General features: G+C 68.1%; 19 protein-coding genes. 8 read left to right on the forward strand and 11 right to left on the reverse strand.

Going from position 1 to position 22,767, the window contains the following annotated elements:
* Positions 1-5: 5 nt before the first annotated feature.
* From B043_RS0100610 to B043_RS0100625, 4 genes are read left to right on the forward strand one after another with little or no spacing between them, the layout of a single operon-like run.
* Complete coding sequence (locus tag B043_RS0100610) at positions 6-1,349, forward strand: aspartate aminotransferase family protein (protein ID WP_018460553.1); 1,344 nt, start codon at positions 6-8, stop codon at positions 1,347-1,349.
* Entirely contained in the window at positions 1,333-2,001 is a 669-nt protein-coding gene (locus B043_RS0100615; RefSeq protein ID WP_018460554.1) for a GNAT family N-acetyltransferase, read from the forward strand. The genes B043_RS0100610 and B043_RS0100615 overlap by 17 nt, the downstream gene beginning before the upstream one ends.
* On the forward strand, positions 1,998-3,464 hold the full coding sequence (locus B043_RS0100620; protein ID WP_018460555.1) for an amidohydrolase: 1,467 nt from the start codon (positions 1,998-2,000) through the stop codon (positions 3,462-3,464). The genes B043_RS0100615 and B043_RS0100620 overlap by 4 nt, the downstream gene beginning before the upstream one ends.
* On the forward strand, positions 3,442-5,151 hold the full coding sequence (locus B043_RS0100625; RefSeq protein WP_018460556.1) for an aldehyde ferredoxin oxidoreductase C-terminal domain-containing protein: 1,710 nt from the start codon (positions 3,442-3,444) through the stop codon (positions 5,149-5,151). Before B043_RS0100620 ends, B043_RS0100625 begins: the two co-directional genes overlap by 23 nt.
* Here B043_RS0100625 and B043_RS0100630 read toward each other — a convergent pair.
* From B043_RS0100630 to B043_RS0100655, 6 genes are all read right to left on the reverse strand, one after another.
* Positions 5,148-7,379: an endonuclease MutS2 gene (locus B043_RS0100630; protein ID WP_026234055.1), complete on the reverse strand. Its 2,232-nt coding sequence runs from the start codon at positions 7,377-7,379 to the stop codon at positions 5,148-5,150. The two genes, B043_RS0100625 and B043_RS0100630, sit on opposite strands and share 4 nt — an antisense overlap.
* Positions 7,380-7,462: 83 nt before the next feature.
* Positions 7,463-9,355: a biosynthetic arginine decarboxylase gene (gene speA, locus B043_RS0100635; RefSeq protein ID WP_016328664.1), complete on the reverse strand. Its 1,893-nt coding sequence runs from the start codon at positions 9,353-9,355 to the stop codon at positions 7,463-7,465.
* On the reverse strand, positions 9,352-9,903 hold the full coding sequence (locus B043_RS0100640) for a DUF72 domain-containing protein (RefSeq protein ID WP_018460558.1): 552 nt from the start codon (positions 9,901-9,903) through the stop codon (positions 9,352-9,354). The genes speA and B043_RS0100640 overlap by 4 nt, the downstream gene beginning before the upstream one ends.
* Positions 9,903-10,613 carry an alpha/beta hydrolase gene (locus tag B043_RS0100645; RefSeq protein ID WP_018460559.1) on the reverse strand — a complete coding sequence of 237 codons (711 nt, stop codon included), beginning with the start codon at positions 10,611-10,613 and terminating at the stop codon, positions 9,903-9,905. The genes B043_RS0100640 and B043_RS0100645 overlap by 1 nt, the downstream gene beginning before the upstream one ends.
* Entirely contained in the window at positions 10,610-11,542 is a 933-nt protein-coding gene (locus B043_RS0100650) for a ribose-phosphate diphosphokinase (protein ID WP_018460560.1), read from the reverse strand. Before B043_RS0100650 ends, B043_RS0100645 begins: the two co-directional genes overlap by 4 nt.
* Before the next feature lie 84 nt (positions 11,543-11,626).
* Positions 11,627-12,757: a M24 family metallopeptidase gene (locus B043_RS0100655; RefSeq protein ID WP_018460561.1), complete on the reverse strand. Its 1,131-nt coding sequence runs from the start codon at positions 12,755-12,757 to the stop codon at positions 11,627-11,629.
* An 82-nt stretch (positions 12,758-12,839) separates the two neighbouring features.
* On the opposite strand from B043_RS0100655, the gene erpA reads away from it, so the two are divergent.
* From erpA to B043_RS0100675, 4 genes are all read left to right on the forward strand, one after another.
* Positions 12,840-13,214, forward strand: coding sequence for an iron-sulfur cluster insertion protein ErpA (erpA, locus tag B043_RS0100660; protein ID WP_016328669.1), 375 nt, complete (start codon positions 12,840-12,842; stop codon positions 13,212-13,214).
* Between the two features lie 148 nt (positions 13,215-13,362).
* Complete coding sequence (locus B043_RS0100665) at positions 13,363-15,231, forward strand: peptide ABC transporter substrate-binding protein (RefSeq protein ID WP_018460562.1); 1,869 nt, start codon at positions 13,363-13,365, stop codon at positions 15,229-15,231.
* Positions 15,232-15,324: 93 nt separating this feature from the next.
* Entirely contained in the window at positions 15,325-16,335 is a 1,011-nt protein-coding gene (locus tag B043_RS0100670; protein ID WP_018460563.1) for an ABC transporter permease, read from the forward strand.
* A gap of 9 nt (positions 16,336-16,344) precedes the next feature.
* Complete coding sequence (locus tag B043_RS0100675; protein WP_026234056.1) at positions 16,345-17,538, forward strand: ABC transporter permease; 1,194 nt, start codon at positions 16,345-16,347, stop codon at positions 17,536-17,538.
* A 55-nt stretch (positions 17,539-17,593) separates the two neighbouring features.
* Here the strand turns inward: B043_RS0100675 and truA are convergent, their stop codons facing one another.
* The 5 genes from truA to B043_RS0100700 all read right to left on the reverse strand — a co-directional run bounded on the left by truA (position 17,594) and on the right by B043_RS0100700 (position 22,759).
* On the reverse strand, positions 17,594-18,340 hold the full coding sequence (truA, locus tag B043_RS0100680) for a tRNA pseudouridine(38-40) synthase TruA (RefSeq protein ID WP_026234057.1): 747 nt from the start codon (positions 18,338-18,340) through the stop codon (positions 17,594-17,596).
* A 10-nt stretch (positions 18,341-18,350) separates the two neighbouring features.
* Positions 18,351-19,394: an ABC transporter ATP-binding protein gene (locus tag B043_RS0100685; RefSeq protein ID WP_026234058.1), complete on the reverse strand. Its 1,044-nt coding sequence runs from the start codon at positions 19,392-19,394 to the stop codon at positions 18,351-18,353.
* A complete protein-coding gene (locus tag B043_RS0100690) occupies positions 19,373-20,926 on the reverse strand; it encodes an ABC transporter permease (protein WP_018460567.1) in 1,554 nt (517 codons plus the stop codon). The genes B043_RS0100685 and B043_RS0100690 overlap by 22 nt, the downstream gene beginning before the upstream one ends.
* 16 nt (positions 20,927-20,942) lie before the next feature.
* The gene (locus tag B043_RS0100695) at positions 20,943-21,893 is read right to left on the reverse strand and encodes an iron ABC transporter substrate-binding protein (RefSeq protein WP_018460568.1); all 951 of its coding nucleotides are present in this window, start codon (positions 21,891-21,893) and stop codon (positions 20,943-20,945) included.
* A 92-nt stretch (positions 21,894-21,985) separates the two neighbouring features.
* Positions 21,986-22,759, reverse strand: coding sequence for a hypothetical protein (locus B043_RS0100700; protein WP_018460569.1), 774 nt, complete (start codon positions 22,757-22,759; stop codon positions 21,986-21,988).
* Positions 22,760-22,767: the final 8 nt, after the last annotated feature.

Below are 22,767 nucleotides of genomic sequence, written 5' to 3' on the forward strand. Positions count from 1 at the left end.
GAACCATGGGATACATCCAGCTGAAAACCCCCATTCCCGGCCCTAAGAGCCGGGCGCTCCAGGAGAGGCGGGCCCAGGCGGTCACCCGGGCCCTGGCCCAGGCCAACCCCATCGCCGTGGCCCGGGCCCACGGGGCCCTGGTGGAGGACGTGGACGGGAACGTCCTCATTGACCTGGCCGGGGGGATCGGGGCCTTGGCCGTGGGCCACACCCCGGAGGGCGTGGTGGAGGCCTTAAAGGCCCAGGCGGAGCGCCTCATCCACATGTGCGCCATTGTGGCCAACTACGAGCCCTACGTGGCCCTGGCCGAGGCTTTAAACCGCCTCTTTCCCGGCCCCGGCCCCGCCAAGACCCTCCTGGCCAACGGGGGGGCGGAGGCGGTGGAGAACGCGGTGAAGATCGCCCGGGCCTATACGGGTAGGCCTGCGGTGATGGTGTTTGAAGGGGCCTACCACGGGCGCACCAACCTCACCATGGCCATGACCTCCAAGTACGCCCTTTTCAAAAAGGGCTTCGGCCCCTTCGCCCCTGAGGTCTACCGCCTGCCCGTGCCCAACCTCTACCGCACCCCCAAGGGGATGACGGAGGAGGCGTACCTGGACTGGTCCTTGTGGAACCTGGAAAACGCCCTCATCGCCCACGTGGACGGCAGCGCCCTGGCGGCCATTGTCATTGAGCCCGTCCTGGGGGAGGGGGGGTTCATCCCCGTGCCCCACCCCTTTTTGCGTAAGCTCCGGGAGATCGCCGACCGCACCGGGGCCCTTTTGGTGGTGGACGAGGTCCAGTCGGGCTCGGGGCGCACGGGCAAGATGTGGGCCATTGAGCACGCGGGGGTGGCCCCGGACCTTCTGGTCTCCGCCAAGAGCCTGGGGGCGGGGATGCCCATCAGCGCCGTTACCGGGCGGGCGGAGGTCATGGACGCCCCCCACGTGGGCGGGGTAGGGAGCACCTACGGGGGGAACCCCCTGGCGGCGGCGGCGGCCTTGGAGGCCCTGAGGATCCTTGAGACCCCCGGCTTCCTGGAGCGGGCCCAGGCCATTGAGGCCAAGGTGCGGGAGGTTTTTGAGCCCCTAAAGGCCGAGGTCCCGGCCCTGGGGGATGTGCGGGGCGTGGGGGCCATGATGGCCCTGGAGTTTGTGAAGGACCCAAAGGGCAAGGAGCCTTGGCCCGAGTTCGTCCTGGAGCTGGTGCGCCGCAACGCGGAAAAGGGGGTCATCACCATCCGGGCCGGCCTCTACTCCAACGCCCTCCGCTTCCTGCCCCCTTTGGACATCCCCCTGGACATGCTGGAAGAGGCCTTAGAGGTGGTTCGGGAGAACATCCGGGAGGTGTATGCCGCCCTTGCCTGAGCCCCTTTTGCTTTCCGAGGATGGGCGCTTCGCCGTGGTGCGCTCGGAACCCTGGATGGCGGAGGCTTTGGAGGAGATCCAGGAGAAGAGCTTTCCCACCCTTTCCCGGGAGGAGCGCATGACCCGGGAGCACTACCTCTCCCACCTGCGCATCTTCCCCGAGGGGCAGCACGCGGTGGTGGAGGTGGCCACGGGAAAGGTGGTGGCCTGCTCCACGGATTTCCGCACCCGGGTGGACTTCCACCATTACCAGCACCGCTACATCGAGGCGGTGGCGGGCAACTGGCTCACCAACCACGACCCGGAAGGGGACTGGCTTTACGGGGCGGACATCGGCGTCCTCCCCGAGTACCGGGGTCTGGGGCTTTCCCGGCTTTTGTACCAGGCCCGGCAGGACCTGGTGCGCCGCCTTGGGCTTAAGGGCCATGTGGCGGGGAGCATGCCCAAGGGCTACCACCTCCACGCCCGGGAGATGCCCATAGAGGAGTACGTGCACCGGGTGGTGCGGGGGGAGCTCACCGATCCTGTCCTCTCCGTGCAGCTCAGGCGGGGGTACCGGGTTTACGGCATCATCCCCGACTACCTGGAGGACCCCTCCTGCCTCAACTACGGGGTCTTCGTGGTCTGGCGGAACCCGGAGGTGGGCTGGTGAGGCGGGTGGCGGGCCGGGTCTATGTCCCCGACGCCCAGGGCCGGTACCGCCCCTACCGGGCCCTTTGGGTGAAGGAGGGGCGGGTGGCGGGCCTCGAGCCCGGGCAGGGGGAGGGGGAGGTGGTCCTGCCTGGCTTCCACGATGCCCACGTGCACATCTGGAAGATCGGCCAGCTCCTCACGGACCTCCTGGACCTCCGGGGGGTGGGGTCCCTCGAGGCGCTGAAGCGGCTCCTGCAAGAGCGGGACCGCCTCCTCCCCCCGGGGGCTTGGGTGCTCGGGCGGGGGTGGAACGAGGCCCTGCTGGGGGCCTGGCCCACCCGGGCCTTCCTGGACGGGATTCTTCCCCGCCGCCCGGTGCTCCTCACCCGCACCTGCGCCCACATCCACGTGGCCAACACCCAAGCCCTCCGCGCCGCGGGCATCGGTCCCGACACCCCAAGCCCCCCGGGGGGCGAGGTGCGCTATGAGGAGGGGCTCCTTCTGGAACGGGCCTATGGCCTTCTGGAACGGGCCATGCCCCGGCGCACGGTGGAGGATTACCAGCGCTATGTCCTGGCGGGGGCCCATCACCTCCTCAGCCGGGGGATCACCTCCGCCCTGGAAGCGGGGGCCGACCCCCTTCTCCTGGAGGCCTACCGCCGCCTGGACCGGGAGGGCCGCCTGCCCCTACGGGTGAGCGTCCTGGCCGTGGTGCGGCCCGATGGGGAGGAGACCACCTACCCTCTGCCCGAGCCCTACCGTTCCGAGCGCCTGGTGGTGGCCGGGGTGAAGTTCTTCGCGGACGGGGGCCTTTCCGGCGCTTCCGCGGCGGTGAGCCGGCCCTACCGGGAGGTGGGGGGAAAGGGGGTGCTAAGGCTTTCCGCGGGGGAGCTCTTCGAGCTGGCCCTGCCCGCCCACGAGAGGGGCTTCTTCGTGGCCACCCACGCCATCGGGGACGTGGCCATCCTGGAGGTCCTGGAGGCCTACCGCCGGCTTTACCAGGCCCGGCCCCTTCCCGTCCGCCACCGCCTGGAGCACTTCGGCCTGCCGGGGCCCAAGGCTTTAAGCCTGGCCCGGGCCTTGGGAGTCTGGGCCGTCCCCCAACCTATCTTTTTGGAGGAGCTGAGGGAGAACTTCCTCCGCTACCTTCCCCAGGAATTCCTCCCCCGGTGCTACCCCCTGGCCCGCATGGCCCGGGCGGGGCTTTCCCTGGCCTTCTCCTCCGATGCCCCGGTGGTGCGGGAGGTAAGCCCTCTGAAGGGGGCCCTGGCCGCGGGGCGGCCCTTGATGGGGAGGGGCATCCCCTTGGCCCGGGCCCTTTTCTACTACACTCAGCCTGAGGCCAGCGGTCTGCCCCCCGCCTGGCTTTGGCCAGGGCATAAGGCGGACCTGGCGGTGTGGGACCGGGACCCCTTCCGGCATCCGGAGGAGGCCCGGGTGGTGCGCGTGGAGGTGGACGGTGCGGCGGTCTTTACGGCTTGACCTGAAGGAGAGGAAGGCCTTTTGGCAGGAGGTCCCCTTGGAGGAGGCCGCCTTCGGGGGGCGGTACCGGACGGCTAAGCTCCTCATGGAACGGGAGGCCTACCGCTTTGACCCCCTTTCCCCGGAGAACCCCCTGGTGTTCGCCGTGGGGCCCCTGGCGGGCACCAGCTTTTCCAACGCCAACCGCACCAGCGTGGGCACCCGGAGCCCCCTCACCCTAGGGATCAAGGAGGCCAACGGCGGGGGCACCTTCGGCTACGCCCTGGGGCAGCTGGGCCTTTCCTACCTGGTCCTGGAAGGCCAGGCCCCGGAGTGGACCGTCCTCCGCCTCACCCGGGAGGGGGAGGTCTTCTTTGAGCCCGCGGAAGGGCTTTTGGGACTGGGGAACTACGAGGCGGCGAGGAGGCTCTTTTCCGCCTACGGCCAGAAGATCGCCTTCGCCCTTTTGGGCCCCGTGGGGGAGTACGGGGGGCTCCTATCCGGCATCGCCTTCAGCGACGTGGACGGGCGCCCTTCCCGCCTGGCCGCCCGGGGCGGGGTGGGGGCGGTGATGGCCTCCAAGCGGGTGAAGGCCATCGTGGTGGAGGTGGCGGGCCGCCCCCTGGTGCAGGACAAGCCCAAGGCCACGGAGGCCCTGAGGCGCTACGCCGCCCTCCTCCGCCAGGACCCCCTGGTCATGCAGTTTTACAACGCCATCGGCACCATGGGGATGGCGGACTTCCAGAACGCCTTCGGGGGGCTGCCCGTGCGCAACTTCCGCGAAGGCCGCCTGGCCCCGCCGGAGGCCTTCCGCATGGGGGGCCAGTACATCGCCCCCCTCAACAAGGCCCGGGGGGGCAAGCACACCCACGCCTGCATGCCCGGGTGCGTGATCCAGTGCTCCAACGTCATCGTGGACGAAAGGGGAGAGGAGATCGTCTCCCCCCTGGAGTACGAGACCATCGGGCTCCTTGGCACCAACTGCGGCCTCAACGACCCCGACCAGGTGGCCCACCTGAACCGCCTGGCCAACGACCTGGGGATTGACACCATCGAGGCGGGGGCCACCCTGGCCCTCCTCCTGGAGAAGGGGGAGGCCCCTTGGGGGGACTACGCCTTCTTGCGGAAAAAGCTGGAAGCCCTCTACACCCCTACGGAGGAGGCCCGTTTCCTGGCCCAGGGGACGGCCCGGGTGGGGGAGGCCTTGGGGCTTAAGCGGGTGCCGGTGATCAAGCGGCAGGCCATCTCCGCCTACGACCCCCGGGTGGTGGAGGCCACAGGGGTGACCATGATGGTCACCGCCCAAGGGGCGGACCACACCGCGGGGAACGCCCCCCGCCTCGAGACCCGGGCCATGCCGGTGGAGGAGATCCTTTTGGCGAGCCACCAGGCCCAGGTGAACGCCGCGGCCAACGACAGCCTGGGGCTTTGCGTGTTCGGGGGCAGCGTGACCAACAAGAACCAGGACCTGGTGCGGGAGGCCATCTTTGGGGTCTTGGGGGTGGAGCTTCCCGGGGAGTACTGGACCCGGCTCGGGGAGGAGGTGCTCCGGCTGGAGCACCGCTTCAACCACTTGGCGGGCTTCACCCACGAGGACGACCGCCTGCCCGCCTTCTTCTACGAGGAGCCCCTTCCCCCCAAGGGCTACACCGCCCGCTTCCGTCCGGAGGACCTGGCGCCCCTTTACGCCAAGCTCCACGGGGACTAGGCCTTCAGGACCACCACCGTGACCCCGTGCCCCCCTTCGTTAGGGGGGGCATCGGCGAAGCTCTCCACCCGCTTGTCCCGCCTTAGGGCCTCGCGGATGGCGTTCCTAAGGGCCCCCGTCCCCTTGCCGTGGAGGAGGCGGAGGGTGGAAAGGCCCAGGGCCCTGGCCTCCTCCAGGGCGTGGTCCACCTCCAAAAGGGCCTCCTCCACCGTGAGCCCCCTGAGGTCCACCTCCTTGACCTCCCGCTTGGGCCTAAGGGTGACGGCCTTGGGCGGGGCCTCCTCTTTGAGGGGTTTCAGCTCCGCTGTCTTGAGCCGGAGCTTGAGGGGGCCCACCTGCACCAGGGCCTCCTCCCCCAAAAGCTCCACCACCCGCCCCTTCTGCCCCAGGGAGGGGACCTCCACCGGGCTTCCCGGGGCCAGGCCGGGCGGGGGAGGGGGGGCTTCCCGCTTGGGGAGGTAGCGGGCCCTTAGGGCCATGACCTCCTTCAGGGCGTCCCGTTTGCCTTCGGTGCGCGCCCGCTCCCGAAGGGCCTTGAGCTCGGCCTCGAGGCGCTTAAGCCGCTCGGAGGCCTCCCTTTCCAGGGCCTTTAGCCTCTCCGCCCGCTCCTCCTCCCAAAGGGCCTCCTTCCTGGCGAGCTCCGCCCTTAGGCGCTCCGCCTCGGCCTTTAGGGCCTCCAGGGCCTTCCGCTCCCCTTCCAGGGCAAGCCGTTCCCTCTCCAAGAGCTCCAGGAGGCCCTCCAGCCGCCCCGCCTCGGGGAGGAGGGCCTCGGCCCGGGCCAGGACCCCCTCGGGGAGGCCCAGCCTCCTTGCGATGGCGAAGGCGTAGCTCCGCCCCGGCACCCCCAGGAGCAGGCGGTAGGTGGGGCGGAGGGTCTTCAGGTCAAACTGCATGGAGGCGTTCAGGATCCCCTCCCGCCCTTGGGCGAAGGCCTTGAGGGGGGAGAGGTGGGTGGTGACGGCCCCCTTCACCCCAAGCTCCAGGAGGCGCTCCAGGATGGCCTGGGCGAGGGCGGCCCCCTCCTCGGGGTCGGTGCCGCTTCCGAGCTCGTCTATGAGGACGAGGCTTTTCTCCGTGGCCCCCTCCAGGGCCTCCTTGATGCGCACCAGGTGCCCCGCGAAGGTGGAGAGGCTTTCCTGCAGGGACTGCTCGTCCCCGATGTCGGCGAAGATGCGGTCCGGCCACTCCAGGGTGGCTTCCCGGGCGGCCACGAAGAGGCCGGCCTGGGCCATGAGCACCGCAAGGCCCAGGGTTTTGAGGAGGGCGGTCTTCCCCCCCATGTTGGGCCCGGAGATGAGGAGGAGGCGCCTGGCGCCATCCAGGCGGAGGTCGTTGGGGACGGGGTTTTGGATGAGGGGGTGGAAGGCCTCCTTGAGCGCGTACCCCTCGCCGAAGCGGGGGGGCCTAAGCCCCAGGTCCCGGGCCAGGGCGGCCTGGGCCTGGAGGAGGTCCAAAAGGCCCAGGGCCTCGAGGGTTTCCGAAAGCCCCTCGTCCTCCGCCAGGAGGGCGGTGAGCTCGGAGAGGATGCGGGCCACCTCCTCTTCCTCCTGCAACCTTAGGCTTTGCAGGCGGTTGTTGAGCCGCACCACGGAGAAGGGCTCCACGAAGAGGGTGGCCCCGGACTCGGACTCGTCCAGGAGGATGCCGGGCACCTTGTGGGCCATTCCGGCCCGCACGGGGATGCAGTAGCGCTCCCGCCTCAGGGTGATGAACCTTTCCCCGATGGCCTCCTTGTGGGCATCCATGAGGGCATAGAGCCGGTCCAGGATCTGCTGGCGAAGGGGCCCAAGCTCCCGGCGGATGGCCTTGAGGCGGGGGCTCGCCTCGTCCTTCACCCGGCCCTCCTCGTCGATGGCCCCCCGCACCCGCTTGGTGAAGCGGCCGTGGTCCCCGATGCCCTGGGCCACCGCCCCCAGGCCCTCCAGCCCCTTCAGCTCCTCCCTCAGGGCCTCGGCCTCCTCCAGGGCCTCGGCCGCCAGGAGGAGTTCTTGGCCGGAAAGCCTTCCCCCCCCGAGGGCCTTCTCGTAGGCCGCCCTCAGGCCCCCCGCGTCGGGGAGGCGGTAGGGGTAGGTCAGGGCCTCCTGCGTGAGGCGGTGGCGGCGCTCGGCCTCCTCCCGGGAAAGGGGGAGGAGGGCCAAGGCCCTTTCTTGGCCCAAAGGGGTCTGGGCCCTTTCCGCCAGGAGGGCTAGGACCTTGGGGAACTCCAGGACCTCGAGGACGTCCCGCACAAAGGGCAAGTATAGCTCAAGGCCACCCCGCCCAAGCGAAGGCTTCGGCGGGGGCTTAGGGATTCTGGGAAAGGGCGGGCGCCTTAGTCTTCAAGGTAGGTGTAGCCCTGAAGCTCCCGGGCGTACCGCTCCAGGAAGGCCCCCTTGGCCGCGGGGGAAAGCCGGCTTTGCCGCACCAGCTTCTCCACCCCTAGGGCGAGCTCCCTTGCGGTGAAGCCCATCTTCTCAATGACCTTCTCCGCCGTTTCCCCGGGGACGAAGCGCTCAATGGCGAAGCCCTCCTCCCCCACGGTCACGTGGGCCTCCCCCACCTGGCCGAAGAGGTTGTGGTTGGAGCCCAGCACGTCCTGGTAGGCCCCCACCAGGAAGACCCCCAGGTAGTAGGGCTCCCCCGGGCGCACGGGGTGCACGGGGAGGGTGTGGCGCACGTCGTGCAGGTCAATGAAGCGGTCGATTTTCCCGTCGGAGTCGCAGGAGATGTCCACCAGGGTGGCCCTCCGGGTGGGGCGCTCGTCCAGGCGGGAGAGGGGCACGATGGGGAAGAGCTGGTGGATGGCCCAGGCGTCGGGGAGGCTTTGGAAAATGGAGAAGTTGCAGACCAGCTTGTCGGCCAGGAGCTTTTCCAGATCCTCCAGCTCGTCCGGGGTGTAGGGGAGCTCCTGGGCCAGGGCGTAGACCCGGCGGGCGATGTGGTAGAAGATCTCCTCCGCCAGCGCCCGGTCCCTCAAGGACACCAGGCCCAGGTCGTAGAGGGTCTGGAGGGTTTCCTTGTCGGAGAAGGCGTCGTGGTAGACCTCGCGGAAGTTCTTGGCGGAAAGGCCCTGAAGCCCCTCCCAAAGCTCCTGGACCAGGGGGTGGGCGTCCTCCGGGGGCGGGCTTGGGCGCGCCTCCCCCGGCGGGGTGATGACGTCCGTGACCTCCAGGACCAAGACGCTGTGGTAGGCGGTGAGGGCCCGGCCGGACTCCGTGACCAGGGTGGGGTGGGGCTCCCCCGCGGCCTCCACCACCTCCTTGGTCACGTACACCAGGTCCTCCGCGTACTCGGGCAGGGTGTAGTTGGCCGAGGCGTAGAAGTTGGTCTTGGAGCCGTCGTAGTCCACCGCCAGCCCCCCGCCCAGGTTCAGGTAGCGCACGGGGGCCCCGAGCTTCCGCAGTTGGACGTAGGTCTGGGCCGCCTCCCGCACCGCGGCCTTGATCTTGCGGATGTCCGTCACCTGGCTGCCGATGTGGGCGTGGACCATGACCAGGCTCTGGAGGAGGCCCTCCGCCTTCAGGATCTCCACCGCCTTCAGGATCTCCGGGGTGGTGAGGCCGAACTTGGCGTGCTCCCCGCCGCTGTTCTCCCACTGCCCGGCCCCCTTGGCCTTGAGCTTGTAGCGGATCCCGATCTGGGGCTCCACCCCAAGCTCCCGGGAAAGCCGCACCACCCGGGAAAGCTCCGCAAACTTTTCCAGGGTGACCACCACGTTCCGGCCCAGCTTCCTGCCCATGAGGGCCAGGCGGATGAAGTCGTCGTCCTTGAAGCCGTTGGTGGTGATGAGGGCCTCTTCGGAAAGGTCCTGGGCCAGGATGAGGGCCAGCTCGGCCTTGCTCCCCGCCTCGAGGCCGTGGTGGTAGGGCCTCCCCGCGCGGGCCACGGTTTCTAGGACCAGCCGGCGCTGGTTCACCTTCACCGGGTAGACCCCCCGGTAGCCCCCCCCGTAGCCGTACTTCTCCATGGCGCTCCGGAAGGCCTCGTTCAGTTCCCGCACCCGGGCCTCCAGGATCTGGGGGAAGCGGAGGAGCATGGGGAGGGGCCGCCCCTCGTCCCTAAGGGCCTCCACGATCTCCAGCATGCTCGCCGCGGGGCCCTTGGGGCCTAGGGGGGTCACCTCCAGCTCCCCCTCCTCGCCCACCCGGAAAAACCCCGCCCCCCAGTGGGGGACCAGGTAGATCTCCTCAGCCTCTTTGGGGGAAAAGCGCTTGGCCGCCTTCAATCCGGGTCAACCTCCGCTATGAGTGTAGGTCCAGGGGGCGGGTTTGTGAAGTAGGCGAACCCCTCCCCCTCCTCCGGCACCCGTTCGGGGTCCAGGAGGTAGAGGAAAGGTCCCCCTTCCTCGTTCACCAGGGCGTACCCCCGCTTTCGGATGGGCCCCCGGAGGGCTTCCGGGGCCTGGAAGGCGATGGGAGCGCGTCCGAGCTCCCCCTCCACCTCCTCCAAGAGGTCCAGCCAGGCCCCGAAGGCCTCGGGCTCTACCTCGGGCACCAAAAGGCGCACCGCCCCCCTCTTCTCCCCGAAAGCCCGAAAGCGGCGGAGGAAGCGCCTTAAGACCCGCCTTTCCTCCCCCGAGGGGCGGAAGGTGAGGTGCTTGTGGCCAAAGACGCTGAAGCGGAAGCCGGGGGGGGCCAGGGCCCTAAGCCGGGCGATGGTCTTGGGGTCCCCCGCCCGGTGCCACCAGGAGAGCTCCACCGTGGGGAAGGCCTTCCGGTAGGCCCTGAACCCCCCGGGGTAGCCCCGGTAGCCCTTCAGGCCCACCAGGACCATCAGGCCCCTTCCCCCCAGGCCTCGAGGAAGGCCAGGCCCACCCGGGCCATGAGGGGGGTGATGGTGTGCCCCGCCCCCTCCTCCACGAAGCGGGCCAGGCGGCCTTCGGGGTAGTGGGGCCTTAGGGCCTCCACCGTCTTCTCCATGCGCTCCAGGGGGACGATGAGGTCTTTGGTGCCGTGGAGGTGGAGAAGGGGCACCCCCCCGTAGCCCGCGCCCCTTAGGGCCGGGGGGGCTTCGTAGAGGGCCTGCACCCTGGGGTCTTCCAGGACCTGCCCCTTTGGGAGCTTCATGGGGAAGCCGCTTCCGATAAAGGCCAAAGCCGCCCTGGGCCGGAAGCCCTGGGAAAGGAGGAGGTGGGCCACGAAGGCCCCTAAGCTTCCCCCCGCCAGGTACAGGGGGAGGCCGAAACGCCTTTCCGCCTCCTCCGCCACCCTTAGGGCCTCTTCCTTGAACCCCAGGGCCGCCTGGTACACCTCCTCCACGTAGCGGGGGCTTTTGGCGGAAGGGGGCGGCCCCTCCCGTTCCCCGTGCCTGGGGGCGTCAAAGGCGAGAAGGGCGAAGCCCCTTTCCGCGTAGCCCGGAAGGAGACCCAGGATATGCTCCTTAGACCCCTGGAGGCCGTGGAGGACGAGGAGGAGGCCCTTGGGGTTTTCCGGCCGCTTGAGGAGGGCGGGAAGCCCTGCGAGGCGGAGGCGTTCTTCCCTCATGTGAAGAGGCTGGAGACCGACTCTCCCCGGTGGATGCGCCAGATGGCCTCGGCGAAGAGGGGGGCCACGGTGAGGGTCTTGAGCTTGGGGCCCTCCTTGGGGAGGCAGGTGTCGGTGGCCGCCACCTCCTTCACGGGGCTCTTGGCGATGCGCTCCAGGGCCGGACCCACGTAGACCCCGTGGGTGGCGGCGGCGTAGACCTCCTTGGCCCCCGCCTGGAGGAGGGCCTCCACCGCCTCCACCAGGCTGCCTGCGGTGGAGATCTCGTCGTCCACGATCAAGGCGGTTTTCCCCCTCACCTCCCCCACCAGCATCCGCACCCGCACCTCGGTGTCGGATACCCGCTCCTTGTCGATGAAGGCCAGGGGAAGGCGGAGGCGCCGGGCCAGGGAGCTGGCCCTTTTCAGGTCGCCGGCATCCGGAGCCACCACCACGGCATTTTCCAGGTCCACCCGGGTGGCGAAGTGGTTGGCGATGACGGGCTCGGCGGAGAGGTGGTCCACGGGCACCTTGAAGAAGCCGTGGACCTGGGGGGAGTGTAGGGTCATGGTGAGGACCCGGTCGGCCCCGGCGGTCTGGAGGAGGTCGGCGATGAGCCGGGCGGCGATGGAGATGCGGGGGGCGTCCTTCTTGTCGCTACGGGCGTAGGAGAAGTAGGGGATGACCGCCGTGACCCTGGCGGCGCTGGCCCCCTTGGCCGCGTCCACCATCATGAGGAGCTCCATGAGGTGGTCCTGCACCGGGGGGGTGAGGGACTGGACGATGAAGACGTCGCCTTCCCTCAGGCTTTCCTCAAAGCGCACGAAGAGGTTGTCGTTGGCGAAACGCTGGGTGGTGCTTTTGCCCAAGGGCAGGCCTAGGGCCTCGGCGATGGCTTGGGCCAGGGGTTTGTTGGACTGGCCGGAGAAGATCAGGAGGGGGCGGTCCATGCCGTTCCCCAAGATACCACGGGAGAGGGGTATGCCCAAGTTGGCCCCGAAGGGGGCTACCTAGGTCAGCCCCGAAGGGGCTACTTAAAGGAGGGTAAGGGCTTCCTGCAAGGGAGTGGTGACCTCCGGACCCGTGGGGTGCAGGTAGACGTTCACCTCGGTGCGCACCCCGAAGCCAGGCAGGTAAAGCCCGGGCTCCACGGTGAAGGCGAGCCCCGGCACCAAGGGGCGGAAGTCGTGGGTTTCCAGGTCATCCAGGTGAGGACCTGAGCCGTGGACCTCCTCCCCCAGGTTGTGCCCCGTGCGGTGGCGGAGGTAGGCCCCATACCCCGCCTCCTCCAGGACCTTGCGGCTCACCCGGTCCACCTCAAACCCCCTGGGGTACCGGCCCTCCCTATAGGCCTCCGCCACGAAGCGGATGGCCTCATCCCGGGCCCGCGCCACCGCGGCGAAGGCCTGGTGGGCGGCCTCGCCCACCCTAAGCCCCGCCATCCAGGTGAGGTCCGCGTAGACCCCCCCGGGCTCCTTGGCCCAAAGGTCCAGAAGGACCACCTCGCCCTCTTCTAGCCGCGCCTCCCCCGGCTCGTGGTGGGGGTTGGCGGCGTTCTTCCCGAAGGCCACCATGGGGGGGTGGTCAAAGACGAGCCCCAGGGCGAGGAGGGTTTCGGCCATGGCCCCCTGGACCTCCTTTTCCGTGGCCTTGGGGTTCTCCTTGAGGAGGCCTAGGGCCCGGTCCCGCGCCCTTAGGAGCCCTTCCACCGCCCGGCGGTGGCTCTTTAGGGCCTCCTCCCCCCAGGTCTGGAAGAGGAGGAGGAGGGGCCAGGAGGAGACCGCCTCCACCCCAAGGGCCCGCAGGAGGTCCAGGGTGCCCCCGTCCACCCGGGAGAGGTAGGGGATGGCCCCCCCGGGCACGTACTCCAGGGCCACCCGCCTTTTCCCCTCCAAAAGCCGGGAGAGCTCTTCCCATAAGCCCCTCCAGGTGTGGTAGGTCCTCCGCGCTCCGGGAAGGGGGGGGAAGAGGCTTTCCTCTATGGCGTGGCAGAGAAGGGTGGGCGCCCCTTCCCGGGGGATGAGGTAGGCGAAGCGGCGGGTGAGGTGGAGGTGGGCTAGACCCAGGGCCTCGAGGGCCAAGGGGTTCCCCCGGCCGAAGCTATAGAGGAGCCACCCGTCCAGGCGCTCTTCCTTCAAGACCTCCTGCACCTTGGCGATGTCCACGCCCCCATCCTAATCCCTTTCCGTGAGCCACTTCACCCTTGCTTACCCTTCCCCTGATAATGTGGGGGGTAGGGAGGCGGGTATGGTCCAAGAGACGGTGCTGAGCATCACCCCCCAGGCGGCACAAAAGGCCAAGGAGATCCTGGCCCGCTACGGCAAGGAGCACGCGGCCATCCGCGTCTACATCAAGTCCGGGGGGTGCTCGGGCTTCCAGTACGGCATGGCGGTGGACGAAAGGGAACTGGAGGGGGACACCTTCGTGGAGATGCACGGGGTGCGCCTGGTGGTGGACCCCATGTCCTTGCCCTACCTGGTGGGCTCAGAGATTGACTGGGTGGAGAGCCTCATGGGGGGCGGCTTCACCGTGCACAACCCCAACGCCGCCAGCACCTGCGGGTGCGGCCACTCCTTCCGCACCAAGGACCAGGAGGGGGAGGCCCGCACCTGCGGCCACTGAAGATTTTTTGGGTGCCTGGGGGGCCTGGGTCAAGGCCCCCTTAACCTTCTTCCCATCCCCCTTAGCGTTTTCCCATTGACCTATCGGGAAGGGGCCTTATAATACCCTTGGCCACTAAGGTAGTGCCGCAACCACGAAAGGAGGCCGTATGAGAAAAGTAGGCAAGCTGGCTGTACTCGGTTTAACCGCCCTGGGCCTGGCCCTGGCGGGGCCTCAGGACAACAGCCTGGTGATCGGGGCTTCCCAGGAGCCCAGGGTGCTGGCAGGGGACTTCCTCAACATCATCTCCAACCAGTCCATCAAGAGCGAGATTGAGCAGTACCTCTTCGCTCCCCTGATCGGCTTCAACGCCAACAGCCAGAACTTCCCCGTTCTGGCCACCGAGGTGCCCACCCAGCAGAACGGGCGCCTGCGGGTCCGGGACATCGGCGGCGGCAAGAAGCGCCTGGAGATGGACCTCACCATCCGCCCAGACGCCCGCTGGTCCGACGGCCGCCCTATCACCACCGAGGACGTGGCCTTCTACTACGAGGTGGGCAAGGCCAAGGGCATGCCCGTCCTTAACCCCGACTACTGGGAGCGCGTGCAGCTCCAGGTGAAGGACGCCCGCAACTTCACCGTGATCTTTGAACCCGCCTACTACTACGACACCTACGGCTCCCCCATCGGCTACGCCCCCAAGCACATCATGGGGCCCGAGTGGGAGAAGGTGAAGGCGGCGGCCCGAAGCCTGGATCCTGATAAGGATGCCCAGCGCCTCAACGAGCTCTACCGCAACTTCTTCCTGAAGTTTTCCACCCCGGCGCAGCTCAATAAGGGCGCCATGGTCTACTCCGGTGCCTTCAAGCTGAAGCGCTGGGTGCCGGGGAACTCCATTGAGATGGAGCGGAACCCCAACTTCCCCATCAAGCCCGAGGGCGGGGAGAGCAAGTACGTGCAGAAGGTGGTCTACCGCTTCATCCAGAACACCAACTCCCTCCTGGTGGCGGTGATCGGCGGGTCCATTGACGCCACCTCCAGCGTGGCCCTCACCTTTGACCAGGGCCGCAGCCGCCAGCTCACCTCCCGTGCCCCCGGCCGCTTTGACATCTGGTTCGTCCCCGGGGCCATCTGGGAGCACATCGACATCAACAAGTTTGAGAGCTGCCAGACCGTGCGGGACCTGGGCCTGAACGACAAGCGCACCCGTCAGGCCCTCCTGCACGCCATGAACCGCGAGGGCTTGGTCAAGGCCTTCTTCGATGGCCTCCAGCCCGTGGCCCACACCTGGATCGCCCCCGTCAACCCCCTCTTCAACCCCAACGTGAAGAAGTACGAGTTTGACCTGAAGAAGGCCGAGGCCCTCTTGGCGGAGATGGGCTGGAGGAAGGGCCCGGATGGGATCCTCCAGCGCACCGTGGGCGGGCGCACCGTGCGCTTTGAGATCGAGTTCGTGACCACCGCCGGCAACGCCATCCGCGAGCGCACCCAGCAGTTCTTCGCCGAGGACCTGAAGAAGATCGGCATCGCGGTCAAGATCAACAACGCCCCCTCCGCCGTGGTCTTCGCCGACGAGTTCATCCAGCGGGCCAGCGAGTGCAAGTGGACGGGGATGCTTGAGTTCGCCTGGGTCTCCAACCTGCAGGAGGACGGTGGCCTCTTCCAGTACAAGAACCTGAACACCGGGGCCATCCTGGTGCCCACCAAGGAGAACAACTACCAGGGCCAGAACATCGGCGGCTGGCGCAACGACGAGTTTGACCGCCTGACCAGCCAGGGCGTCCTGGAGTTTGACGAGAACCGCAGGAAGCAGCTCTTCGCCCGGGCCCAGGAGATCTGGGCCGAGGAGCTCCCCGCCCTGCCCCTCTACTTCCGCGCCAACCCCTACGTGGTGCGCCAGGGCCTCGTGAACTACGTGGCCAGCGCCTACTCCGGCGGCTACGGCTACCCCGGCTGGAACGCCTGGGAGATCGGCTGGGCCAGCCGCGGCGCCGTGAAGAAGTGGGACCAGGCGAAGTACGCCCTTTCCACCAAGTAGCCTGGGTGGTATAGTGGGGCCCGCTGGGGTTTTCCCAGCGGGCTTTTTCACGCCCAAGAAGGGCTTTGAGGTCCAAAACCAGGAGGTAAAACGGTGTTTGCCTACACGGTGCGAAGGCTTTTACAGATGATTCCCCTGCTGTTTGCGGCCAGCGTGGTCATCTACGCCCTCCTCGCCCTGCAGCCGGGGGACCCTTTGGAGGAGCTCAAGCGGCAGAACCCGCGCATGACCGCGGAGCAGTTTGAGGCCCTGAAGCGGGCCTACGGCCTGGACCAGCCCCTGCACATCCGCTACTTCAAGTGGCTCTCCCGGGCGGTGCGGGGCGATTTGGGCTACAGCCGCACCTACGGGATCCCCGCCGCGGAGTACATCTTCGTCCAGCGCCTGCCCAAGACCCTGGTCCTTTCGGGGCTCGCCCTCACCCTGGCCCTTTTGGTGGCCATTCCCGTGGGGGTCTTTTCCGCGGTGCGCCAGTACTCCCTGGCGGACTACGCCATCACCTTCCTCTCCTTTGTGGGCTTTTCCATGCCCGTGTTTTTCCTGGGGATCCTCCTCCTCTACCTTTTCGCCATCGTCCTGCCGGAGCGCATTCCCGGCTTCCCCCAGTTCCCCACCGGGGGCGTGCCCCCCATCCTTTGGGAGGACGTGCGCTCCGGGGCGGTGAGCTTTGGGGCCTTCCTGGGCCAGTGGGCCTGGCACCTGATCCTGCCCGTCCTCACCCTTTCCGCCCTGCAGATGGCCGAGTGGACCCGGTTCATGCGGGCCTCCCTTTTGGAGGTGCTTTCCCAGGACTACATCCGCACCGCCCGGGCCAAGGGGCTTTCCGAACGGGTGGTGCTCTACAAGCATGCCCTCCGGAACGCCCTCATCCCCATCGTGACCCTGGTGGGCCTGGCCATCCCCGGGGTCTTGGGCGGGGCCACCATCACCGAGACCATCTTCAGCTACCCCGGGATGGGCCGGGCCATCTTTGACGCCTTGGTGGAGAAGGACTACAACGTGGCCATGGCGGCCCTGGCCTTCCTGGCCTTGATGACCGCGCTTTTTAACCTGTTGGCGGACCTGGCCTATGCGGTGGTGGACCCCCGCATCCGCTACAGCTAGAGGTGGAGCATGGCGACACAAGCGCACCCAACTAAAGCCAAGCCCCGCACCTTTTTCAGCCTCTTCTGGCGCCGCTTAAGGCGGCACAAGATGGCCATGGCGGGGTTGGTGGTTATCATTTTCCTGATTCTGATGGCCATTTTTGCCCCTTGGATTGCCCCTTACGATCCCACGGCCCAGCCTACGGGGGAGGACGTAGGCCAGTACTATTTCAACCCTCCTTCCCGGGAGCACCTTCTGGGCACCGATGACCTGGGGCGCGATGTGCTTTCCCGCATCATCTATGGCTCCCGCATCTCCCTCTTGGTGGGCTTTGCCGTGGCCTTTTCCAGCGTGATCCTGGGTACCATCATGGGTACCCTGGCGGGGTACTTCTCGGGCCGGCCCTTGCGATTCTACCTGGGGCCTTTAAGGCGGGAGCGGGAAGGGTTTTATCCCTGGAGCTTTGCCCTGTGGCGGGTGTTTTCCTGGTTCCTCTATTACGGCGCTTTGTACATGGCGCTTTCCATCGCCTGGGCCTTGGCCAAGGACGGCTTGCAGGCGGGAAGCCTGGTGAGCTACCTGGGCTTCGGTTTGACCTTGGCCCTGGTGCTCTGGGCGGCATGGTATGGGCTTAAGGGGGAGATCCGCCTGGATTTGGACGTGGCCATAAGCCGTCTTATCGACTTCATGCTCACCATCCCCACCCTTCCCCTTCTTCTTGTGCTTTCCGCCTTGTTGCGCGACCCCGGGGTGAAGGTGGGGCAGTGGGCCCAGGGAGTCTTCGGCGATGCGGCCAGCGTTTTCATCATCATCGCCATCCTGGTGCTCTTCGGCTGGTTGGGCACGGCCCGGCTGGTGCGGGGGAATATCCTTTCCTTAAGGGAGCAGGATTACGCCACGGCCGCCCAGGCCTTGGGGGCCAGGGACGCCCGCATCATGTTCCGCCACCTGGTGCCCAACACCCTGGCCCCCCTGATCGTCCAGGCCACCTTGCAGATCGGCGGGGCCATCCTGGTGGAGGCGGCCCTTTCCTTCCTGGGCTTTGGCATCCAGCCCCCCGTGGCCACCTGGGGTAACATGCTCACCAACGCCCAGGAGTACATCTTCACCGCCCCCTGGCTGGCCCTGCCTCCGGGGTTCATGATCTTCATCACCGTCCTGGCCTTTAACTACCTGGGGGATGGGCTTAGGGACGCCTTGGACCCCAGGAGCCGGCTCTGAGTCCAAAGCTTCGGTGGGTCTCCTTCACTTTCCGCCGCAGGGGGTTCTATCGGGGTTATAGCTCGTAAGTGGCCTCCACGAAGTAAAGCCCTTGGGGAGGGGCGCTTGGCCCGGCCAGGCGCCTCTCGCCCGTTTCCAGGATGGCCTTTAGGCTCTCCTTGGGCCTCTTTCCCCGGCCGACCTCCACCAGGGTCCCCACCATGCCCCTGACCTGGCCCCTTAGGAAGCTATTCCCCCGGAAGTAGAGGCGCACCTCGAGGCCGACCTCCCCCTCCAGGGCCTCGAGGCGGGCCTCGTAGAGCTCCCTTTCCCCCTGGCGCACCTCCTCCTTGGCGAAGCCCAGGAAGTTGTGCCGGCCGAGGAGGAGGGGAAGGGCTTCCTCCATGGCCCTTAGGTCCAAGGGCCCCTTAAGCCACCAGGCCCGCTGGCGCAGGAGGGGGGAGGGGTGGGGCCTGAGGAGGAGGCGGTAGAGGTAGGTGCGGCTTTTGGCGTCCCGCCGGGCGTGGAAGGTGGGGGGCACCTCCCGGGCGGAAAGGGCCTTTAGGTCCTCGGGGAGGAGGCGGTTTAGGGCCTCGGGGATCTTTTCCGTGGGGATGCGCCCTGGGAGGTCAAAGTGGAAGGGCATGGCCAGGGCGTGGACCCCTGCGTCCGTCCGCCCCGCGGCCACCGCCTTGGGGAGGGCCCCGATGGCGGAAAGGGCCTTCTCCAGCTCCCCTTGCACCGTGCGCAGGCCCGCCCGCTGCCTTTGAAGCCCCGCAAAGCCGCTTCCGTCGTACTCCAGAAGGAGGAGGATCCGCCGCACGCCCTCCAATCTACGCCTTTTGCGTGCGCACCGCCTTGGGGGCCTCCCCTTCCAGGACCACCCCGAAGCCCTCCACCCTGACCCCCACCGCTTCCCCTTCCCGGTAGGGGCAGCCCGGGGCTTCCTGCACCAGGACCTCCCGGTCGGGGAGGCGCACCCGGTAGGTGAGGTCGTGGCCCTTGAAGGCTCGGGCCACCACCACCCCCCCCACCCCCTCCCCGGGAGGGCTGAGGCGCAGGGCCTCAGGGCGCAAGGAGAGGAGGACGGGCCCGTGGGCGGGCTCCAGGAGGGGCACCTTCCCCAGGCAGGTTTCCGCGTACCGCCCCCGGGCCTCCCCCGGAAGAAGGTTGGTCCGCCCCAGGAACTGGGCCACGAAGGGGGTCTTTGGGCGCAGGTAGACCTCCTCCGGGGTGCCCACCTGCTCCAGCCTCCCCCCCCGCATCACCCCGATCCGGTCGGCGAAGGAAAGGGCCTCCTCCTGGTCGTGGGTGACGAGGAGGGCGGCGGTGCCCGTTTCTTTGAGGATCCGGCGCACCTCCTCCCGGGTGCTCTCCCTCAGCCCCGCGTCCAGGCTGGAGAAGGGCTCGTCCAGGAGGACCAGCTTAGGGCCAGGGGCCAGGGCCCGGGCCAGGGCCACCCGCTGCTGCTGGCCGCCGGAGAGTTCGTGGGGCCTCCGGTCCTTGAAAAGGGTCATCCCCACCCGGTCCAGGGCCTTTAAGGCCTTTTCCAGGCGGTCTTTCCCCTTAAGGCCGAAGGCCACGTTGCCGAGGGCGGTGAGGTGGGGGAAGAGGGCGTAGTCCTGGAAGACGAAGCCGATGCCCCTTTTCTCCGGGGGGAGGTGGGTGATGTCCTTCCTCTCCAGGAGGACCCGTCCCCCCTCGGGGACCTCGAGGCCCGCCACCACCCGGAGAAGGGTGGTCTTCCCGCACCCCGAGGGCCCCAGGAGGGCCAGGATCTCCCCCGGGTAGAGGGCCAGGTTCACCCCCTTCAGGACCTCTAGCCCCCCGAAGCGCTTTTGAATGCCCTCCAGTTCTAGTAGCGGCGCTCGCTCCAAAGCAACACCCCCACGAAGGCCGCGGAGAGGAGGAGGATGAAGAGGGCGAAGGGCGCGGCCTCGGCGAACATGGCTTCCTGAGTGTAGCTGAAAACCCGGGTGGAAAGGGTGCTGTAGCCCATGGGGGCCAGGAGAAGGGTGATGGGGAGCTCCTTCACCGCCCCGATGAAGGCCAGGGCCCCCGCGGCCACCGCCCCCCGCCAGAGGAGGGGGAAGGTGACCCGGAAGAAGGCCCCCGTGGGGGTTTCCCCTAGGGTCCTGGCGGCCTCCTCCAGCCTCCTTGGCACCTGGTAAAGCGCCCCCCGCACGGGGCCTAAGGCCTCTGCCAGGAAGTGGAAGGCCAGGACGAGGACGAGAAGGGGCAGGGTGCCGTAGAGGAAGGGGACCCCGCGCAGGCTGAAGAAGATCCAGGCCAGGGCGAAGGCCAGGGGGGGGATGGTGTACCCCAGGTAGGCCAGGCGCTCCAGGGTCTGGGAGGCCGGGGAGGGCTGGCGCACCCTCAGGTAGGCGATGGGGAGGGCCATCCCCACCGCCAGGAGGGCGGCGGGCAGGGCCACCAGGGCGGAGTGCCAGAAGGCCTCCTGCAGGCCCACCAGGCCCCCAGCGGGGAAGCGGCTCGCCAGGTGGAAAAGGGCGAAGAGGGGGAAAAGAAGGGCCAGGAGGAGGGGCAGGAGGAGGAGGGCGTAGGCCAGGGGCCGGAAGGCCCCTAAGGAGAGGGGCCTTCCCTTGCTCCCCAGGCCCTTCCCCGAGCGGGCCAGGTGGAGCCGCCTCAAAAGAAGCCCCTCCAGGAGGAGGAGCCCTCCCGTGAGGAGGAGGAGGAAGAGGGCCAGCCAGGCGGCGTAGGTCCGGTCAAAGGCCGCGTTGTACTGGAGGTAGATGGCGTAGGAGAAGGTCTCGTAGCGGAGGAGGCTCACCGTGCCGAAGTCCCCCACCACGTGCAGGGCCACCACCAGGGCCCCGGAGAGGAAGGCGGGAAAGAGCTGGGGCAGGGTCACCTGGAAGAAGGCCCGCAACGGGGTTTTGCCCAGGGTTCTCGCCGCCTCCTCCAGGCCCGGGTCCAGGCCCAAAAAGGCCGCCCTGAGGGCCAGGAAGAGGTAGGGGTAGGTGGTGAAGCCCAGGACCAGGACCGCCCCCCAGTACCCCTCGAGGCGGGGCAGGGGGAGCACCCCCCCGGGCCCCGTGGCCGCCAGGAGGACGTAGGCCCCCACGTACCCCGGCACCGCCAGGGGCAGGGCCAGGAGGGTGGCCCAGAGGCGCTTCCCCCTAAGGTCCGTGCGGGTGGTGAGGAAGGCCAGGGGCAGGGCCAGGAGGGTGGCGAGGAGGAGGACCCCCAGGAGGAGGGCCAGGGTGTTGAGGAGGAGCTCCAGGTTCTTGGGCCGAAGGAGGATCTCAAAAAAGGCCTTGGGCTCGGCCTCCAGGGCCCTTAAGAGGAGGTAGAGGAGGGGGAGCACCACCCCGCCCCCCGTGAGGAGGGCGGGGAGGAGGAAGGGGAGGAGCCCCGGGAGCTGATGGCGGACGCGAACCAGGGTCATCCCGGGGCCACCTCCCTTAGAGAACCCCGAGCTCCCGGAGGAGCCTCAGGGCCCGGTCCAGGTCCAGCTTCTCAAAGTCCAGCCTGGGCGTCTTCCTGAGGGCCTCCTCCAGGGAAAGGAGCCTGGGGTCCGGCACCACCCCCTTCACCAGGGGGTACTCCCCCACGTTGCCCACGAAGTACTGCTGGGCCTTGGGGGAGAGGAGGTAGGTGAGGAAGCGGGTGGCCGCGGAAAGGTTTTTGCCCGTCTTCAGGATCCCCGCCCCCGTCACCAGGGCCAGGTTGCCCGCGTCCCCATCCTTGAAGTGGTGGACCCCAAAGGTGTAGCCCGCCCGCTGGAAGCGGAGGACGTAGTAGTGGTTGGTGGAGCCGAGGTCCACCTCCCCCGCGCGGATGGCGTCCAGCATGGCGGGGTTGGAGGCGTAGCTCTTGGGGGAGAGGGCCTTCATCTCCTGGAGCCACCGGCGGGTGGCCTCTTCCCCATGGAGCAGGATCATCCCTGCCACCATGTCCTGGAAGCTGGAGTAGGTGGGGGTCCAGCCCACCTTGAGCCCCTTCTCCCGGGCGAAGCGGGGGAGGTCCAGGATGCTTTGGGGCAGCTCCTCCGCCTTGACCTTGGCGGGGTTATAGGCCAGGACCCGCAGGCGCAGGGTGACGGGCACCCAGGTCTTGGAAGCCGGCACAAAGCCCACGGGCACCTTCAGGAGGCTTTCCCCCAAAGGCCTTAGGAGGCCCCGCTCCGCCGCCTGGCCTAAGGCGCCCGAGGTGTTGGCCCAGAAGATGTCCGCGGGGGAGCGGCTCCCCTCCTCCTGGAGGGTGGCCAGGATCTGGGCGTCGGTGCCGTAGCGCACCTGGACTCGGATGCCCGTGTCCTGCTCAAACTGCTTCACCAGGGGCTCCACCAGGCTCTGCCCCCGCCCGCTGTAGACCGTAAGGGTTTGCTGGGCCATCCCGAGGCCCAGGGCCATTAGACCGATAAGGGGTAGGACTCGCTTCACCGGTTCACCTCCAGAAGGAGGGCGCCCTCCGCCCCCAAGTCTAGGGGGGTGGGGGGATAATGTCAAGTATTCCGCTCGGATTTCTTGTATTTAGAAGTGATAATCGTTTGCAACCAGGGGAGGAAGCCGGTGAGGTCCCGGGGTGGGGGCGGGGCGGGCGCGGTGGAGACCAGGGGCACGGGGTTCAGGGTGTGGTGGGGGTGCCAGGGCTCCTCGGCGTTGCCGTGGTCGGATACGAGGAGGAGTTCCCCGCCTGCTTCCAGAAAGCTTTCCATAAAAAGCCCCAGTTCTTGGAAGCACCGGGGCAGGGTTTCCGGGGCCCGGTGGGCGGCCAGGTCCAGGGCCCAGTACTCCAGCACCACCAGGGGGAAGTCCCGGGCCAGGCGGGCCGCTTTCTTCCCCCAGGCCCCGGGGTCTTCCAGAAGGGGGGAGAGGGCCAGGGGGTGGCCCAGGGGGAGGAGGGGGAGGCCCGCCAGGTGGGCGGAGAGGGCGAAGGCGGAAAGGCGGAGCCGCTTGGGGTCTAGGGCCCGTTTTAGGTACTCCTCCCGGTAGCCGTTGGCGTGGAGGACGGGAAGACCCTCTTCTTTGGCCCAGGCGTAGAGGCTCCGCTTTAGGAGGGGCCTGAGGCTCGGGGCGGGGTAGGGCCCCTGGTGGCGCCCGAGGAGGCGGGGGGCGTTCACGCCCGTAAGGAGGGCCGTCTGCCCCGTGCCCGACTGGGGCAGGCCCTCCACCCCCAAGGTGGCGTCCAGAGGCTGGGGCTTGAGGGCGAGGAGGAGGGGGAAAAGCTCTTCCAAGGCCCCGCCCAGCCCCAGGCCGTCCACGAAGAGGAGGAGCACCCCTCCAT

It is taken from the genome of Thermus oshimai DSM 12092 (assembly GCF_000373145.1).
In the GTDB taxonomy this organism is placed as follows: Bacteria; Deinococcota; Deinococci; order Deinococcales; family Thermaceae; genus Thermus; species Thermus oshimai.

Excerpts from the sequence above, each read along its gene's own strand:
- B043_RS0100650 (WP_018460560.1), bottom strand. The coding sequence starts at position 11,542 with ATGGACCGCCCCCTCCTGATCTTCTCCGGCCAGTCCAACAAACCCCTG.
- erpA (WP_016328669.1), top strand. The coding sequence starts at position 12,840 with ATGGTCCAAGAGACGGTGCTGAGCATCACCCCCCAGGCGGCACAAAAG.
- B043_RS0100640 (WP_018460558.1), bottom strand. The coding sequence starts at position 9,903 with ATGGTCCTGGTGGGCCTGAAGGGCTACCGGGGCTACCCCGGGGGGTTC.
- B043_RS0100690 (WP_018460567.1), bottom strand. The coding sequence starts at position 20,926 with ATGACCCTGGTTCGCGTCCGCCATCAGCTCCCGGGGCTCCTCCCCTTC.
- B043_RS0100615 (WP_018460554.1), top strand. The coding sequence starts at position 1,333 with ATGCCGCCCTTGCCTGAGCCCCTTTTGCTTTCCGAGGATGGGCGCTTC.
- B043_RS0100695 (WP_018460568.1), bottom strand. The coding sequence starts at position 21,893 with ATGGCCCTGGGCCTCGGGATGGCCCAGCAAACCCTTACGGTCTACAGC.
- B043_RS0100675 (WP_026234056.1), top strand. The coding sequence starts at position 16,345 with ATGGCGACACAAGCGCACCCAACTAAAGCCAAGCCCCGCACCTTTTTC.
- B043_RS0100665 (WP_018460562.1), top strand. The coding sequence starts at position 13,363 with ATGAGAAAAGTAGGCAAGCTGGCTGTACTCGGTTTAACCGCCCTGGGC.
- B043_RS0100610 (WP_018460553.1), top strand. The coding sequence starts at position 6 with ATGGGATACATCCAGCTGAAAACCCCCATTCCCGGCCCTAAGAGCCGG.
- B043_RS0100645 (WP_018460559.1), bottom strand. The coding sequence starts at position 10,613 with ATGAGGGAAGAACGCCTCCGCCTCGCAGGGCTTCCCGCCCTCCTCAAG.